The sequence below is a fragment of the Amycolatopsis sulphurea genome (assembly GCF_002564045.1).
In the GTDB taxonomy this organism is placed as follows: domain Bacteria; phylum Actinomycetota; class Actinomycetes; order Mycobacteriales; family Pseudonocardiaceae; genus Amycolatopsis; species Amycolatopsis sulphurea.
The window spans coordinates 1,686,755-1,701,748 of sequence record NZ_PDJK01000002.1; the positions used below are offsets into that span (position 1 = coordinate 1,686,755).

At 69.0% G+C, this 14,994-nt stretch carries 18 protein-coding genes; 7 read left to right on the forward strand and 11 right to left on the reverse strand.

The features are described from left to right. Positions 1 to 63 precede the first annotated feature (63 nt). Positions 64 to 1,740 (reverse strand): 2-succinyl-5-enolpyruvyl-6-hydroxy-3-cyclohexene-1-carboxylic-acid synthase, encoded by a 1,677-nt coding sequence (gene menD / locus ATK36_RS13850; RefSeq protein WP_170069728.1) that lies wholly within the window; start codon positions 1,738 to 1,740, stop codon positions 64 to 66. A 57-nt stretch (positions 1,741 to 1,797) separates the two neighbouring features. Here menD and ATK36_RS34675 point away from each other — a divergent pair, with 57 nt between their 5' ends. Continuing rightward, entirely contained in the window at positions 1,798 to 1,920 is a 123-nt protein-coding gene (locus ATK36_RS34675) for a hypothetical protein (RefSeq protein WP_281259058.1), read from the forward strand. Positions 1,921 to 2,157: 237 nt separating this feature from the next. On the opposite strand, the gene ATK36_RS34225 is transcribed toward ATK36_RS34675, so the two are convergent. After that, a complete protein-coding gene (locus tag ATK36_RS34225; RefSeq protein ID WP_281259059.1) occupies positions 2,158 to 2,289 on the reverse strand; it encodes a hypothetical protein in 132 nt (43 codons plus the stop codon). A 77-nt stretch (positions 2,290 to 2,366) separates the two neighbouring features. On the opposite strand from ATK36_RS34225, the gene ATK36_RS32225 reads away from it, so the two are divergent. The 4 genes from ATK36_RS32225 (at position 2,367) to ATK36_RS13865 (ending at position 5,872) form a co-directional block, all read left to right on the forward strand. Next, a complete protein-coding gene (locus ATK36_RS32225) occupies positions 2,367 to 2,510 on the forward strand; it encodes a hypothetical protein (RefSeq protein ID WP_170069729.1) in 144 nt (47 codons plus the stop codon). A gap of 306 nt (positions 2,511 to 2,816) precedes the next feature. Next, entirely contained in the window at positions 2,817 to 3,740 is a 924-nt protein-coding gene (locus tag ATK36_RS13855; RefSeq protein ID WP_098514871.1) for a 1,4-dihydroxy-2-naphthoyl-CoA synthase, read from the forward strand. Positions 3,741 to 3,758: 18 nt separating this feature from the next. After that, the gene (gene menE, locus ATK36_RS13860; RefSeq protein WP_098511767.1) at positions 3,759 to 4,904 is read left to right on the forward strand and encodes an o-succinylbenzoate--CoA ligase; all 1,146 of its coding nucleotides are present in this window, start codon (positions 3,759 to 3,761) and stop codon (positions 4,902 to 4,904) included. Between the two features lie 89 nt (positions 4,905 to 4,993). After that, complete coding sequence (locus ATK36_RS13865; RefSeq protein WP_098511768.1) at positions 4,994 to 5,872, forward strand: 1,4-dihydroxy-2-naphthoate polyprenyltransferase; 879 nt, start codon at positions 4,994 to 4,996, stop codon at positions 5,870 to 5,872. Between the two features lie 231 nt (positions 5,873 to 6,103). On the opposite strand, the gene cds1 is transcribed toward ATK36_RS13865, so the two are convergent. Genes cds1 through ATK36_RS13880 form a run of 3 tightly spaced genes read right to left on the reverse strand, consistent with a single transcriptional unit; the run spans position 6,104 to position 7,955 of the window. Then, on the reverse strand, positions 6,104 to 7,180 hold the full coding sequence (gene cds1 / locus ATK36_RS13870; RefSeq protein WP_098511769.1) for an L-cysteine desulfhydrase Cds1: 1,077 nt from the start codon (positions 7,178 to 7,180) through the stop codon (positions 6,104 to 6,106). Continuing rightward, entirely contained in the window at positions 7,177 to 7,470 is a 294-nt protein-coding gene (locus ATK36_RS13875; RefSeq protein WP_098511770.1) for a DUF4229 domain-containing protein, read from the reverse strand. The genes cds1 and ATK36_RS13875 overlap by 4 nt, the downstream gene beginning before the upstream one ends. An 11-nt stretch (positions 7,471 to 7,481) precedes the next feature. Then, positions 7,482 to 7,955, reverse strand: coding sequence for an Lrp/AsnC family transcriptional regulator (locus ATK36_RS13880; RefSeq protein ID WP_170069730.1), 474 nt, complete (start codon positions 7,953 to 7,955; stop codon positions 7,482 to 7,484). Positions 7,956 to 8,312: 357 nt separating this feature from the next. Here ATK36_RS13880 and ATK36_RS13885 point away from each other — a divergent pair, with 357 nt between their 5' ends. Both ATK36_RS13885 and ATK36_RS13890 read left to right on the forward strand, forming a co-directional pair. Continuing rightward, the gene (locus ATK36_RS13885; protein ID WP_098511771.1) at positions 8,313 to 8,525 is read left to right on the forward strand and encodes a BldC family transcriptional regulator; all 213 of its coding nucleotides are present in this window, start codon (positions 8,313 to 8,315) and stop codon (positions 8,523 to 8,525) included. 149 nt (positions 8,526 to 8,674) lie between these two features. Then, positions 8,675 to 8,857, forward strand: coding sequence for a hypothetical protein (locus tag ATK36_RS13890; protein ID WP_098511772.1), 183 nt, complete (start codon positions 8,675 to 8,677; stop codon positions 8,855 to 8,857). 69 nt (positions 8,858 to 8,926) lie between these two features. Here the strand turns inward: ATK36_RS13890 and ATK36_RS13895 are convergent, their stop codons facing one another. The 6 genes from ATK36_RS13895 to ATK36_RS13920 form a co-directional block, all read right to left on the reverse strand. Then, positions 8,927 to 9,529, reverse strand: coding sequence for a DUF3558 domain-containing protein (locus ATK36_RS13895; RefSeq protein ID WP_245914707.1), 603 nt, complete (start codon positions 9,527 to 9,529; stop codon positions 8,927 to 8,929). Between the two features lie 4 nt (positions 9,530 to 9,533). Then, positions 9,534 to 9,911 (reverse strand): hypothetical protein, encoded by a 378-nt coding sequence (locus ATK36_RS13900; protein ID WP_211291875.1) that lies wholly within the window; start codon positions 9,909 to 9,911, stop codon positions 9,534 to 9,536. A gap of 217 nt (positions 9,912 to 10,128) precedes the next feature. After that, positions 10,129 to 11,412: a MinD/ParA family ATP-binding protein gene (locus ATK36_RS13905; RefSeq protein ID WP_098511773.1), complete on the reverse strand. Its 1,284-nt coding sequence runs from the start codon at positions 11,410 to 11,412 to the stop codon at positions 10,129 to 10,131. Between the two features lie 88 nt (positions 11,413 to 11,500). Next, positions 11,501 to 12,484: a c-type cytochrome biogenesis protein CcsB gene (gene ccsB / locus ATK36_RS13910; protein WP_098511775.1), complete on the reverse strand. Its 984-nt coding sequence runs from the start codon at positions 12,482 to 12,484 to the stop codon at positions 11,501 to 11,503. Further along, a complete protein-coding gene (gene resB, locus ATK36_RS13915; protein ID WP_098511776.1) occupies positions 12,484 to 14,091 on the reverse strand; it encodes a cytochrome c biogenesis protein ResB in 1,608 nt (535 codons plus the stop codon). Before resB ends, ccsB begins: the two co-directional genes overlap by 1 nt. Next, positions 14,088 to 14,861, reverse strand: a complete 774-nt coding sequence (locus ATK36_RS13920; protein ID WP_098511778.1) for a cytochrome c biogenesis CcdA family protein — start codon at positions 14,859 to 14,861, stop codon at positions 14,088 to 14,090. The genes resB and ATK36_RS13920 overlap by 4 nt, the downstream gene beginning before the upstream one ends. Positions 14,862 to 14,994: the final 133 nt, after the last annotated feature.

A 14,994-nucleotide genomic window follows, 5' to 3' on the forward strand; every position in this document is an offset into this window, starting at 1 on the left:
AGTCCGTGAAGGGGCCCTTCACGGACCTCCGCGGTCCGCGCCGAGGGCGAAAGCGACGACCGCTCAGACCTGCGCGACGGCGCCCGCGACCGCGGTGCGCAAGCGGCCGTGCAGATCACGGTGGCGGGTCCGGTCCACTCGAACCTCCACCACCCGCAGCCCGGGCGCGGGACGCAGCGCGGCCCGGAATTCCGGCAACGTCTCCGCCAGCACGTACGGCACCCGGTACCCCGCGCACAGCGCACCGAGGTCGGCGCCGTGCGGGGTACCGAACACGCGCTCGAAGCTGTCCGCATGTTCCGGGGCACCCTGTTCCAGCAGCGAGAAGATGCCGCCACCATCGTCGTTCAGCACCACGATGGTCAGGTCCGGGCGCTGCTCGGCGGGCCCGGTCAGCAGCCCGGACGCGTCGTGCAGGAAGGTCAGGTCGCCCAGCAGGGCGTACGAGGGCGCGCGATGCACGGTGGCGGCCCCGATCGCGGTGGACACCATGCCGTCGATCCCCGCCACGCCCCGGTTGCGATGCACCAGCACGTCCGGGCGCAGCCGCCCGGCCAGCGCCACGTCCCGGGTCGGATTGGACGAGCCGACCACCAGCAGCGCCCCCTCGGGCAGGGCGTCCACCAGCTCGGCGGCCATTCGCAGCCCGCTCGGCCACGGCTCGCCGGACAACGTCTGCGACACCGCCCGCGCCGCGGCCGCGTCGGCCCGCTGCCAGCTCGCCAGCCATTCCGGATCGGCCGGTTTCGTCGGCTCGGCGAACCACTGCCCGACCTGCCGCACGTTGTGCGCCGGGGCGGGCCAGTCCGAATCCGGCCGGACCAGCAGGATCTCCACGGCCGGGTCGGAGATGATCTTCTGCACCTGCCGGAACACCGTCGGCCTGCCGAGGCACAGCACCTGCTCCGGACGGTGCCGGGAGATGAACTCCTCGACCCCGAGCAGCCACGCACCGGAGGAGATGGCGGTCTCGCCGGACAGGCCGAGCCCGCCGGTCTCGGACACCACCGGCCAGCCGTGCTGATCGGCCCATTCGCTGGCCGCCTGCGCACCGGTGTCACAGGCGATCACCAAGCCGTGCCGGGCGGACGGGACCACGAACGAGGGCAGCGCACCGAAGTCGGGCAGCTCGGTCCAGCGCGCGCCACCCGGGCGCCCTTCCAGCGACTCGAACCACTCGCCGTCCTCGTCGAGGTCGGGCACCAGCGGCTCGCGGAACGGGATGTTGAGGTGCACCGGCCCACAGCGCCATTCGCCGTACGCGGCGTTCCACGCCCGGCAGATCTGGCTGCGCCAGTAGGAGTTCTGGCCCGCACGGCGCTCGCCGACGGCCAGCTCGTCGAAGTACCGGACCGCGTCACCGTAGAGCTGGTATTGGTCGATCACCTGGCTCGCACCCGCCGCGCGCAGCTCCGGCGGCCGGTCCGCGGTGAGCACGATCAACGGCACCCCGGCCCGGTCGGCTTCCAGCACGGCCGGGTGGAAGTTCGCCGCCGCCGTGCCAGAGGTGCAGACCACTGCGGCGGGACGCCCGGTGCGCGCGGCGATCCCGAGCGCGAGGAAGGCGGCCCCGCGCTCGTCGATGCGCACGTGCAGCTTGACCCGGCCGGCGGCGGCCGCGTCGTACAGCGCGATGGACAGCGGGGCGTTCCGGGAACCGGGGCAGAGCACCACGTGCGAAACCGTGTTGCGGACGAGTTCGTCGACGATGACCCTTGCCTGCGCGGTGGAAGGGTTCACCAGCAGATCCCTGGTACATCGTGATCGACTGAGTCCACAGGTCCCATTCTCCCAAACGTGGCTGACACCCGAGTTGCCGAGTTGGCCGGCCCGGCCGCGTGGACCGCGATCGAGGGTTTCGACTTCCACCGCTCCTGCCACAGCCGCTCCGGCGAGCGAGTCGTGCGCATCCGTCGATGACCAGCGTATTCGCGGACGCTCCGGGTATCAGTACACGAGCGGGGAGACCTCCGACACGGTGGACCCGGCGCGCACCGACGTTCCCGGGCGTGACCTGCGGTTTCACCAGCCGGAAGCGGCGGCCGTGGTGTCCGGCCGCGGGAGTGGCTATGCTGTCGAGAAGCCGGTCGATCTGCGGACGCGACCGGAAGTGAGCCGGGGAACGTGCCCGATGGAATCGGGACCCCCGGCTTCGCGCTATCCGGGGTCCACGGTTTTCACCTCGATGAGGTGGGCGCTGTTGATGATCTCCCACGGGCCGCGGTCGTCGTGATGATGCGCGGCCACGTACGCGGATGCGATCCAGTCGGCCGGCCACAGCAGCGGCAAGGCTTTCGGGCCGTGGTCGATCCGGAGCGCGGCCGTGATGTGGCGGATCGGCGGAGCCCGTCACGGGTTCGGCGGTCATGCCGGTCGCCACCGGCGCGGCTTTCCATGATGACGTGGCGCACTTGCTCGACGTGTTCGAGCCGGGGAAGCAGCTCGCACAGCAGAGCGCGGCGCGCGGTCTCCTGGCCGGTGTTGGTCGTGCTGGTGGTGAGCAGGATTGATCCGTGTAGCGCCGCGTCGGCGATCGCTTCGGCGACGAGTAGCCGCCGGTCCGGTCGCTCGGTGCGGAAATGCAGTGGCTCGGGGGGCGAGCTGCAACGCGGTGAGCGCCTTGATGAGCGAAGGCTGTTCGGCCGTGGAGCTGAGCACTGCGGCGACGACGTAAAGCCGACGGCCGTCGGCGAGGCGGGCGCCGGCTTCGTCGACGTACGCAGTGGTTTCGGTCATCCGGCGCACAGTAACGATCTCCGGCGTGAGTGCGGGCACCGGATCGGGGTGGTCAGCGGCCTCCAACTAGGGTCGGTTTGGTGGCTGACACCCAAGTTTCCGAGTTGTTCGACCCGACCGCCTGGACCGCGATCGAGGGTTTCGACTTCACCGACATCACCTACCACCGCTCCCGCGACAGCCGCTCCGGCAAGCGAGTCGTGCGCGTCGCCTTCGACCGGCCGGAGGTCCGCAACGCCTTCCGGCCGCACACCGTGGACGAGCTCTACCGCGCGCTCGACCACGCCCGGATGAGCTCGGACGTCGGCTGCGTCCTGCTCACCGGCAACGGTCCCTCGCCGAAGGACGGTGGCTGGGCCTTCTGCTCCGGCGGTGACCAGCGCATTCGCGGGCGCTCCGGGTATCAGTACGCGAACGGGGAGACCTCCGACACGGTGGACCCGGCGCGAGCGGGCCGGCTGCACATCCTGGAGGTGCAGCGGCTCATCCGGTTCATGCCGAAACCCGTGGTCGCGGTAGTGCCGGGCTGGGCCGCGGGCGGCGGGCATTCCCTGCACGTGGTGTGCGATCTCACCCTCGCCTCCGCCGAGCACGCGCGGTTCAAGCAGACCGACGCCGACGTCGGCTCGTTCGACGCGGGCTACGGATCGGCCGGGCTGGCCCGCCAGGTCGGCCAGAAGTTCGCCCGGGAGATCTTCTTCCTCGGCCGGGAGTACACCGCCGAGCAGATGCAGCGGATGGGGGCGGTGAACGAGGTCGTCCCGCACGCATCGCTGGAGAAGGTCGCGCTGGACTGGGCGTGGACCATCGTCGGCAAGTCGCCGACCGCGCAGCGGATGCTGAAGTACGCCTTCAACGCGATCGACGACGGGCTCGTCGGGCAGCAGCTCTTCGCCGGCGAGACCACCCGGCTGGCCTACATGCAGGACGAGGCCGTGGAGGGCCGGGATTCCTTCCTGGAGAAGCGGGATCCGGACTGGTCCGATTACCCGTACTACTACTGACCGCAGGAGGAGGCCGTCGTGCGGGTGGTCTGGCTGGACGGGAGCGCCGCGGCGATCGCTGCACTCGACGAAGCGGTGGCTGCGGCCGTCGAAGGCGGCGAAACCGTGCTGCCGCTGAACGCTGCGGATCCGTCTGGGCAGTCGCTGCTCGAAACGATGTCGCCGGAGCAACCGGTCGAACCCGACACCGCGGTGATCATCGCTACCTCGGGGTCCACCGGAGCGCCGAAGGGTGTACTGCTCTCGGCTCGCGCGCTCACCGCGTCGGCCACTTCAACGCACGCGCGGCTCGGCGGCCCCGGAAGCTGGCTGCTAGCCACGCCTGCGCACTACATCGGAGGCCTCCAGGTACTGGTGCGCGCTCGGCTCGCGGGTACCAAACCGGCGTTCCTGACCGGCGAAGGCTTCCGTACGAACGCCTTCGCCGCGGCTGCCGCACCGGTGCTGGCCGCGGAAGGACCCCGGTACACCGCATTGGTGCCGACGCAGCTCGTACGGCTTCTCGACGACGGAGGTGCTGGCCTTGCCGCAGCAAGGGCGTTCGACGCGATCGTGCTGGGCGCCGCAGCAACGTCACCGAAGCTGCGTACGCGCGCTGAGGAAGCTGGGGTACGGATCGTGCCCGCGTACGGCATGAGCGAGACCGCGAGCGGCTGCGTTTACGACGGAGTCCCCCTCGACGGCGTACGCGTAGAGCAGGACGCCGACGAACGGTTGTGCATCTCCGGCGACGTACTCGCCCACGGCTACCGGCTCGCACCAGACCTGAGCGCGGAGTCGTTCCGCGACGGCTGGTTCCGTACGTCCGACCGCGGTCGACTGCTGCCCGACGGCCGGGTGGAGGTGCTCGGCCGCGCAGACGACGTGATCAACACCGGCGGAGTGAAGGTCTCAGCCGCGTCTGTGGAGCGGGTACTGGGCAGCTTCCCCGGCGTACGCGACGCTTGCGTGGTCGGCCTGCCCGACGCGGAATGGGGCGAAGCCGTCGTCGCGCTTGTCGTGGCCGAGCAGGCGGTCGACGCCAGCGCCCTGCGCGCAGCCGTCCGTGCCGAACTCGGCTCCGCAGCCACGCCGAAACGCCTGGAATTCGCCACCGAACTACCACTGCGGGGACCCGGCAAGGTCGACCGGACGGCAGTCCGTGCCCGGTTCGTCGCACGCTGACTCGGCGTCGACAAACCGTCGTGTTCGATCCAGCGGCAGACCACAGGCTCGCCGATCGGGTGAAGCGCGGATGGCGTTGAATGACGAGTATGGCGACAGTCAGTGAATGGATCGAAGGTGCCCGGCCGCGCACCCTGCCCAACGCGATCGCTCCGGTCGTGGCCGGGGTGGGCGCGGCCATCGCGCTCGACGCGTTCTCCTGGTGGCGTTCGGCCCTCGCACTGCTCGTCTCACTGTCGCTGATCATCGGCGTGAACTTCGCCAACGACTACTCCGACGGCGTCCGCGGCACCGACGAGCACCGCGTCGGCCCGCTGCGCCTGGTCGGCTCGGGCACCGCCGCACCGAAAGTCGTGCTCACCGCCGCGCTCGCGTTCCTCGGCCTCGCCGGAGTACTGGGCCTCGTGCTCGTCGCTGTGAGCGGGTACTGGTGGCTGCTCGCCATGGGCGGCCTGTGCATCCTCGGCGCGTGGTTCTACACCGGCGGCAGCAAGCCGTACGGCTACTACGGCTTCGGCGAGCTGGCGGTGTTCGTCTTCTTCGGGTTGGCCGGCGTGCTGGGCACGGTCTACGTGCAAGCCGGCAAGGTGAGCTGGGCCGGGCTGGCCTGCGCCGTGGCCGTCGGCAGCTTCTCGATGGCCGTCCTCACCGCGAACAACCTCCGCGACATCCCGACCGACGTCGAGTCCGGCAAACGCACCCTCGCCACCCGCCTCGGCGACCGCGGCACCCGCCGGATGTACGTGACGCTGGTGTCCGTGCCGTACCTGCTCACCGTGGTCCTCGGCATCTGGCATCCGCTGGTGCTGATCACCCTGATCACCGCCCCGCTGTTGCTCAAGTCGCTGCGGGCGGTCGGCAGCGGGCAGCAGGGCCGGGCGCTGATCCCGGCGCTGCGCGACACCGGCCTGGCCATGCTCGGCTGGGCCGTGCTGAGCGCGGTGGCCCTGGCGTTCCAAGTGGTGTGACCGCTGGGGCCGGCTGTGAAGGGGTCCTTCACGGACTCCACCCGCAGGGCCTCGGCAAAGTTGGTCGAGGGCCCGTGATCAGCAGAGAGAGCCCTGGTTGCCCGACAGGTTTCGGGTCCGTGAGGGTGCCCCTGACGGACTCAGAGTCCGTGAAGGGGCCCTTCACAGCCCGGCTGCGCAGGGCCCTCCACACCGACTTTGCCGACACACTGGACTCCACCCGCGCCGGGCTCAGCCTTGGAAGCGGCCGGTCACGAGGAATTCGTCGAATTTCGCGCGGTACGGCGTGGGGTCGATGCCCTGCTCGGCCAGCCACTCGTCGGAGTAGTAGGTGTTCGTATACCGCTCGCCGCCGTCGCACAGCAAGGTCACCACCGAGCCTGCCCGGCCCTCGGCGACCATCCGGGAGATCAGCCGGAACGCGCCGTAGAGGTTGGTGCCGGTGGAGCCACCCGCCCAGTGCCCGGTGCGCTCGCGCAGCAGCCGGATCGCCGCGAACGAAGCCGCGTCCGGCACCTTGATCATCTCGTCGATCACGCCGGGCACGAACGAAGGTTCGCACCGCGGCCTGCCGATTCCCTCGATCCGCGAGGGCATCCCGGTCGCGTAGCCGGGGTCGCCGGTCTCCCAAGCCCCGTAGAACGACGAATTCTCCGGGTCCACCACACAGACCTGGGTGGTGTGCCGCTTGTAGCGGACGTAGCGGCCGAAGGTCGCGCTCGTCCCGCCGGTGCCCGCGCCGACCACGATCCAGCTGGGCACCGGGTGGCGCTCCGCGCGCAGCTGCGCGAACACCGATTCGGCGATGTTGTTGTTGCCACGCCAGTCCGTCGCGCGCTCGGCGTAGGTGAACTGATCGAGGTAGTGCCCGCCGGTCTCCTCGGCCAGCCGTTCGGCCTCCGAGTACATCGCCGACGCCTCGTCCACGAAATGGCATTCGCCGCCGTAGAACTCGATGAGCGCGATTTTCTCCTTGCTGGTGCGCCGCGGCACCACCGTGACGAAGCGCAGCCCCAGCATCCGGGCGAAGTAGGCCTCCGACACCGCGGTCGACCCGCTGGAGGCCTCGATCAGCACGGTGTCCGGGCCGATCTGGCCATTGACCAGCCCGTATAGGAAGAGCGAGCGGGCCAGGCGGTGTTTGAGCGAACCGGTGGGGTGCACCGACTCGTCCTTCAGGTACAGGTCGACGCCCCACTCCGCGGGCAGCGGGAATACGTGCAGATGGGTGTCCGCGCTGCGGTTGGCGTCGGCCTCGATGATCCGGACCGCTTCCCGCACCCAGGCGCGGCTGTGCGTGCGGGTCACGCGGCGCCCTCGTCGTTGCCGGCGAGGTCGCCCCGCAGCTGAGCCCGCAGCCGCGCACGGGCACGGGCACGGTTCTCGTTGCGCTTGGCGAGCCCGGCGGTGACCCGCTGGTTGAGCCGGCGGAAAAGCAGCAGGCCCAGCGGGAGGCCCACGACCAGGCCGACCAGCAGGGCGACCAGCACCGGCACCCCGGCCACCGACAGCACCCCGGCGACCACCGCCACGAGCGCGAACCGCGCGATCAGGTACAGCGTCAGGTCGCGGGGCAGATGGTCCGGCGTTTCGCTCACATCGAAGCAGGCTACGCCCCGCCGGTGAGATCCTCGTGCAGCCCCGCGTTGTTCGGGCGGCTCTCGAACCGGGTGGAGAGCACCACCGTGGTGTTGGTCCGGCCGACTCCCGGGATCCGCCGCAGCCTGCCGAGGCTCAGCTCCAGGTCGTCGACGGTGGCCACCCGCACCTTGACCACGAACGCCTCGTCGCCGGCCACCGCGTAGCAGCTCTCCACCTCCGGCAGCTCGCCGAGCGCGGCGGCCACGTCGTCCTCGGTCGCGGTGTCCGTGGGGTGAATGCCGACCAGCGCGGTGACACCGAGCCCGACCGCGTTGGGATCGACCGTCGCGTGGTAGCCCGTGATCACCCCCGCGGCCTCCAGCTTGCCGACGCGCTCGTGCACGGACGAGGCGGAAAGCCCCACGGACCGGCCGAGATCGGCGTACGTGGCCCGCCCGTTGACCCGCAGCGCCGCGATGATTTTCCGGTCCAGCTGATCCACCGGATCATTATGCGCACCGCCGCCGGGCCCCTTCCCGGGTGGTCCGGATGTCTCCTGCGTCACAGCTTCACGTAAAGCCCGCGTGGGCTCGCGCCGGCCTTGGCAACCCCTTATCCCCCACCGAACCGGAAGCGACACGGAAAACCCCAGGTCAGCCAGGCTGCTGTCCGGACGGCACGAGCCGCCGACCGGGTCGAGGTTATGTCCCTTTTGCACTTTAAGGGCTCTTTACTCAAGGACAACCGTTCGAGTACCCGACGGGTGAAGTGCCACGATTGCCGAGTTGACATCCCGGCGCGACGGGCGAAACCGCCCGCTGCCTCCGGTATAGCAGGTAGGTCGTTAAGGAGGCGGAAAATGACCGCGACCATGAGCGGACGGCTACTCACCCCCGGTGAGGTGGCCGCACTGTTCCGGGTTGACCCGAAGACGGTCACCCGATGGGCCACCGCGGGCCGCATCGGCTCGATCCGGACCCCGGGCGGGCACCGCCGGTTCCGCGAGTCCGAGGTGAACGAACTGCTCGCCGAACTCACCACGGACGCGAGCGAACCGGCCCGCAAGATCTGATTCCGGTACGCGGCGAAGGGTCGTGACTGCCAAGGGGTGCCCCCGGCACCGCTTGCCGGCCACGACCCTTCGCTCGTCTCCAGGCCGTGACGGCACCGCCGGGGTTTTGGAGCTAACCTGGGGTGCCGGCACGACGGAAGGACCCGGGCATGATTGCACTCCTCGCAGCCGTGGGCGCGATCACCATCGTCGTTCTGCTGTGGCGGGTGCTGGGCGCCGAGCGCATCCGGGTACCCCAGCGCCGCCCCCCACTGGCCCCGGACGACGACCCGGACTTCCTGCGCAAGCTCTCCGAACAGCAACGCGACCGGGGGCCGGACGAGGAGTCCTGACGGCGGGGGCGCACAGGGGCAACCGGGCGCGGTCGCTCGCGGCGGACCAGGAAGCCGGTTGGCCCGCCGTCAGGCACCGGCCTTGATGGTGGCCACCGCAGACTCGGCGACCTTCACCACGAGCGCGCAAGGGTCGCGATAGGAAGATGAACTCGTCCGGAGAAGTGCTGAAACGGTAAACGTCTCGTCGTTCCTGATACCAACCGCGATCTGGCATCCACCGCTCCTGCGGTCGTCATGGACGGCAGAAAATGCGGCCGGGTAACCGGCGACCTCGGGCGCTGCCTCAAAGTAGCCAGCACCGGCATTGATGCCGTTCTCGTAGGTGGTTGCCAGCCCTCCTTGTTTGGGCAGGAAGCCGACGCTGATACCACTGTTGTTGCTATCGTTCCATGTGCACAGGGGTGCTACAGTGCCGCCGGCTTTCCTGTTGCGCACGGCTCCGAACACCTCGCCGGCTTGCGCTTGCGTAAGGACAGTGCAGGGATCTTGTTCATACTTGGTGGCATCTAGTGGATTAGACACCTGTGGCACCTTGGGTACGGCGCTAGAAGGCGACGGAGATGCACCACCCGAACTCGCCGTGCCTGGCGCGCCAGGCACGACGGAGCAGGCTGTTGCGACGAGCAACAAGAGACCCGTCGCTGCGGTCCGCATAATGGTTTTGGTCACCGAGTCATCCTTGCTTGCCAAGCCCATCGGCGTTCACCTGGTCCTGCTGTTCGTATTGGGCAATGGCCTGTTTCAGCCGATCCGCGTAACCCTGCGCATATGCCTGTTGCTGAGTAAGACTGCCGATGTAGGCGTCGGCATGACGGTCGGCAGCCTGTTTCTGCAGCGTGCTTCCCGGATCTGCGGCTGGCTGCGAAATATTCCGCATTTGCTGCGCGGTAGGGATCATATCGCCCAGCTTGTCCGCAATCCCTTGCCAGTCCGGCAACAGCGATTTCATCGCGTCGACGTCCATCACGAAACGGCCGCCCGCCGCAGCGGCATTGACCTTCGCGTCCTCAGCAGCGCGCTCTTGATAAATGCGCGCGCCGGTCGAGTTCATCGCCTCGTTGTACTGCTTGTCCTGCCGGTCTCACTCGGCCTGCTCCTCCGGGCTGAGGTACCCGGCGCGGCCGTTGGCCTGCTGATCCCCTGACGAGTGACCTGACTGATCGTTGCCCACGACAACGCTCCCCTTCGCTTCGTGTTGCCGACAGCGTTATCTGCACCTGCCGACACTCCGAGCGAGGGTAGCCGATCAAGATCCACAACGTGGTAACTCAGCGGTACTGCTGCCCGCCGAACCCGTCCGCGACCGTGGCGGCCAGTTCCAGCAGGGCCAGCCGGGTGACCGGGGCCAGCCGCTCCAGTTCGATCTCCGCGCCTTCCTCCAGGTGCGGGTCGAACGGGATGCGGCAGACCGCGCGCACCTTGGCCCCGAAGTGTGCGGACAGCTTGTCCAGGTCGACCGAGCTGCCCTTCGGGCGCACCGAGTTGATCACCACGACGGAGCGCTTCACCAGGTCGCCGTAGCCGTGTGCCTCCAGCCAGTCCAGCGTGGCCGAGGCGCTGCGGGCGCCGTCGACCGAGCCGGAGGAGACGACCACGAGCGAATCGGCGACATCGAGGACGCCCTTCATCGCCGAGTGCATCAAGCCGGTGCCGCAGTCGGTGAGCACGATGTTGTAGAAGTGCTCCAGCAGATTCACCGTGCGCCGGTAGTCGGTCTCCGAGAACGCCTCGGACACCGCCGGATCCTGTTCGCTGGCGAGGATTTCCAGCCGGCTCGCGCCTTGCGAGGTGTACGAGCGCACGTCGCTGTAGCGCGTGATCTTGTCCGCGTCGCGCAAGAGATGCCGCACGGTCGCGGTGGTCTCGATGGCGATCTTCTGCGACAGGGTGCCGCGGTCCGGGTTCGCGTCCACGGCCACCACGCGATCACCACGCAGCGAGGCGAACGTGGAGCCGAGCGTGGTCGTGGTCGTGGTCTTGCCGACGCCGCCCTTCAGCGAAAGCATCGCGATCTTGTAGCACCCGCGCAACGGCTGGTTGACCCGCGCGATCAGCTCCCGGCGACGGGTGTCCGCCGGGCTTTCGCCAGGGTTGACCAGCTTGCCCGAGCCCCGGTACACCGCCTTGCGCCAGCCGGACTGCGGTGCGCGCTTCTGCTGCTTGACCAGGTGCGCGGTGGACAGCTCGTCCGGCCCGGACGAGCCCGGCTGCGGCAGCCCCTGCGGCGGGTTCGGCACGGTCCCGGGCGGCGACTGCTGGTAGCCCGGCGGATAGCCCGGCTCCGGCTGCAACGGCGGCAGGTTCTGGTCGTACCCCTGCGGCGGATACCCGCCCGGCTGCGGATAGCCGTGCGGCTGCGGCAAAGCAGGCGGCTGGCCCGGCGATGCGGCGTACGGATCCGGCTGGACGACCTGCGTCGGCTGTGCGTCGTACGGGCCGGTGCCCGGATGTGGTGCGGAGTCGGTGCGTTCTTCGGAGAACGGCTCGGCTGCCGGTACCTGGGCCGGTTCGGGCTGCGGTCCCCCGGCAGCCTCTTCACTGGGTCCGGTCACCGTGTCAACCTCCCGTGTCCTTCGCTGTCGAGTACCCCTGCCGACGAAGGTAGTCGCAAATGCCGGGAAGGATCCCGCGGACCCTCCGCTAATTCACTCCGGCATAGGAGTGCAGGCCGGCTGTAACCAGGTTGACGAAGAACAGGTTGAAGATCGTCACCGCGAAGCCGACGACGTTGATCACCGCTGCGCGGGTGCCACGCCAGCCCGAGGTGGCCCGGGAGTGCAGGTAGGCGGCGTAGACCACCCAGGCGATGAAGGCCACCGTCTCCTTCGGATCCCAGCCCCAGAACCGGCCCCACGCCGCCTCCGCCCACACCGCGCCGCACAGCACGCCGAAGGTGAAGATCGGGAACGCGACGATCGTCGCCCGGTAGGCGATCCGGTCCAGCACCTCCGCGGCCGGCAGCTTCGGGCCGAACTTCGCGAACCGCGCGGCGTCCTTGTCGTGCGCGGTGCGGAACAGGTACAGCACGCTCGCCACGCCCGGGACCAGGAAAACACCGGAACCGATGATCGCCGCGGACACGTGGATGGAGAGCCAGTAGGACTGCAGCGCGGGCACCACCGGCGCGGCCACGGTGTAGAGCATCGTGCCGTTGATGAACATCAGGATGACGACGGGCGTCAGAAAGAAGCCGGTGAGGTGGCGCACCGGGAACTTCTTGATCACGATCAGCCACGCGACCACCGCGATGAAAGTGACCGCCATGCCGTACTCGTACATGTTGCCCCACGGCGCGCGGTGCACCGCGAGACCACGCAGCACGATCGCGGTCAGCTGCAGGATCGCGCCGAGCACGAGCAGCGCCGCGCCCATCCGGCCGATCCGTTCCGGGCGGCCGGCCTCCGGCCGCGGCTCGGGCTTCGCCGGGACGTCCCCGTCCTCCAGCTCGGTGTCCGGCCCGCCCGCGCCGACGAGCACCTTCTGCCGGCTGCGCTCGGCGGCCAGCCGGCCCTTCGCCCCGAAGGCCTGCTCGAACAGCGAGAAGAGCAACGCCACCACGTAGATCGCCACCGTGGTGGTGTAGAGCCAATCGCTGTACTGCGAGAAGGTCTCGTTGATCTCCATCAGCTGCCTTTCCGGCCGGTGACCAGCCGTTCACTGATTCGCTGGAACTCTTCGCCATACCCGGCTTGATCCGTGCGCGCCAGCCCGGCGACCTCGATGACGGTACCCGCGTGGCCCTCGTCACCCGGGCGCACCCGCACCCACACCCGGCGCCGCTTGACCAGCAGGGACGCTCCGAGCCCAGCGAACATCACGATCGCGAAGCCCAGCACGTACCCCTGCGTCGGGTCGTGCGAGATCTGCAGGTTGACCCACTTGTTGACGCCGTCGAAGCGGATGCGGGTGCCGTCGTCGAGCTTCAGCTCCTGCCCGACCGCGAGGTTCTGCCGCGCGACCCGCTTGAGCCGGCCGTCCTCGATCCGGGACTGGTCCACCTCGAACACCGACTGTCCACGGCCGGCGTCCAGCCCGAGGTCACCGCGCAGCACATCGACCGCGACCATCGGGTTGTCCAGCTCCGGAGCGGTGGAGGTGAGCACTCCGCCGTGCACGAACGAAGTCGGCGCGAACAGTCCGGTGATCGCGAGCTGCTGGGTACGCCGCTTGATCTCATCCGTGACCCCCGGCGGATCGAACTTGGTCGCGCCGTCGGACAGCATGGTGGCCTGGTTGCTGAAGCGCCACTGGGTGTTCTGGGTGCGCTGCTGTCCATTCGGGAAGGTCACCGTGAACTGCGGCGAGTAGCCGTTGCCCAGCAGGTAGACGCGGTCACCCGCGGTGCGCAGCGGTTCGTTGACTTCGAGGTTGTACGGCTGCCAGGCGCCGGTCTGGAGGTCCTCGCCGGACTGGTACTGGATGTTCGAGTGGTAGTAGTCCGCCTGGCCGCTGGGGGCGTAGCGCGCGGTGAAGTCGTTCACCTTCACGCAGAACGGGTTGAGCTGCGTGCCGTCGACGGTCAGGCCGGCTTCGAACGAGTCGTAGTTGTAGATGCCGGAGTTGCAGAACTGGCCACCGTTCGCCTGCACGATGACCTGACCCTCGTAGCTGTAGAGCTTGCCGAGGGCGAAGAAGATGATCAGGCCGAGCATGCCGAAGTGGAACAGCAGGTTGCCGGTTTCGCGGAGGTAGCCGCGCTCGGCGGAGATGCTGAACCCACCGTCGTCTTCTTCGCGCTCGATCTTCCGCCAGCCGGACAGCTGCTTACGCACGTCTTCGCGGATCGTCTCCGGCGTACGCGACGTACGCGCGATGCGGTGGTGCGGCATCCGCGCGAGGTTGCGCGGAGTCAGCACCGGCCGCGCGCGCATCTGCTGGACGTACTCGAAGCTGCGCGGGACGAGACAGCCGATGAGCGAGATCATCAGCAGGATGTAGGTCGCGGAGAACCAGACGCTGGAGTAGACGTCGTAGAACTCCAGCTTGTCGAGCAGCGCGCCCCACCAGCCGTGCGCGGAGATGTACTCGTCGACCTTGCTGACGTTGAGCCGACGCTGTGGCAGGAGGGCACCGGGCAGCGCGGCGAGCGCAAGCAGGAACAGCAGCACCAGCGCGGTGCGCATCGAGGTGAGCCCACGCCACGTGTTGCGCAGCAGCGCGAGCGCTTGCTTGAAACGCGTCTGTCGGTACGGACGCTGAGGGTTCGCGGGGGGCGCTTCGGTGGTGGTCACAGCGGCAGCTCTAGGTCGGAGGCGAAGGAGTTGCGCAGCCAGCCCATGACGTCTCCCCACAATCCGGTGACCAGCAGGACACCGACGATCAGCAACAGCACCCCGCCGACCAGCTGTACGCGACGGCCGTTGCGACGAAGCCAGTCCGTGGCGCGTACGGCCCAGCGAGCGCCGAGGGCGAGCAGCAGGAACGGCACGCCGAGGCCGAGGCAGTAGACGAGCACGAGTACGTACCCGCGTACTGCGGCCCCGCCAGTCGCACTCGCGAGGCTGGTCACTGCGGACAGCGTCGGCCCGATGCACGGCGTCCAGCCGAGCCCGAACACCGCGCCGAGTACTGGCGCGCCCCAGAGCCCACCGCCGGGTACACGGTGGGAGCGGAACTCGCGCTGCAGTCCGGGAATCCAGCCGAGGAAGACCAGCGCCATCGCGATGGTCAGTACGCCGCCGATGCGTTGCAGGAGGTCTTGGTTGACCAGCAAGGTGTCTGCAAGCCAGACAAGCGTGCCCAGCGTCGCGACGAACACCACGGTGAACCCGAGCACGAACAGGCCCGCCGCACCGAGTACGGCGTAGCGGCCCTTCTTGCGGTCCTCGCCGTCCCGTACCGCCGGGGCGTCGGCGCCCACGAGCGCGGCGAGATAGGCCAGGTAGCCCGGCACCAGCGGCACCACACAGGGCGAGGCGAACGAGATCGCCCCGGCCACCAGCGCCACACCCGCAGCGAGCAGCAGCGGTCCGGAGACCGCTAGCTCGGAGACGGAGTTCACGCACCTGAGAGTAGGCAGTGAGCTGGGCGTAAGACCGGCGGGGCCGTTTCACAGGACCTACGCCACAACGGGACGGGACCTACGTCCCGGCCGGGCTTTCCGGGTGGATCCTCCGGACAGGAGTCTGTGAAGG

Coding starts and splice junctions, on each gene's coding strand:
- ccsB (WP_098511775.1), bottom strand. CDS start 12,484: ATGGAGATCAACGAGACCTTCTCGCAGTACAGCGATTGGCTCTACACC.
- ATK36_RS13900 (WP_211291875.1), bottom strand. CDS start 9,911: ATGAACTCGACCGGCGCGCGCATTTATCAAGAGCGCGCTGCTGAGGAC.
- ATK36_RS13885 (WP_098511771.1), top strand. CDS start 8,313: ATGACCGCGACCATGAGCGGACGGCTACTCACCCCCGGTGAGGTGGCC.
- ATK36_RS13890 (WP_098511772.1), top strand. CDS start 8,675: ATGATTGCACTCCTCGCAGCCGTGGGCGCGATCACCATCGTCGTTCTG.
- ATK36_RS32225 (WP_170069729.1), top strand. CDS start 2,367: ATGCCGGTCGCCACCGGCGCGGCTTTCCATGATGACGTGGCGCACTTG.
- ATK36_RS13865 (WP_098511768.1), top strand. CDS start 4,994: ATGGCGACAGTCAGTGAATGGATCGAAGGTGCCCGGCCGCGCACCCTG.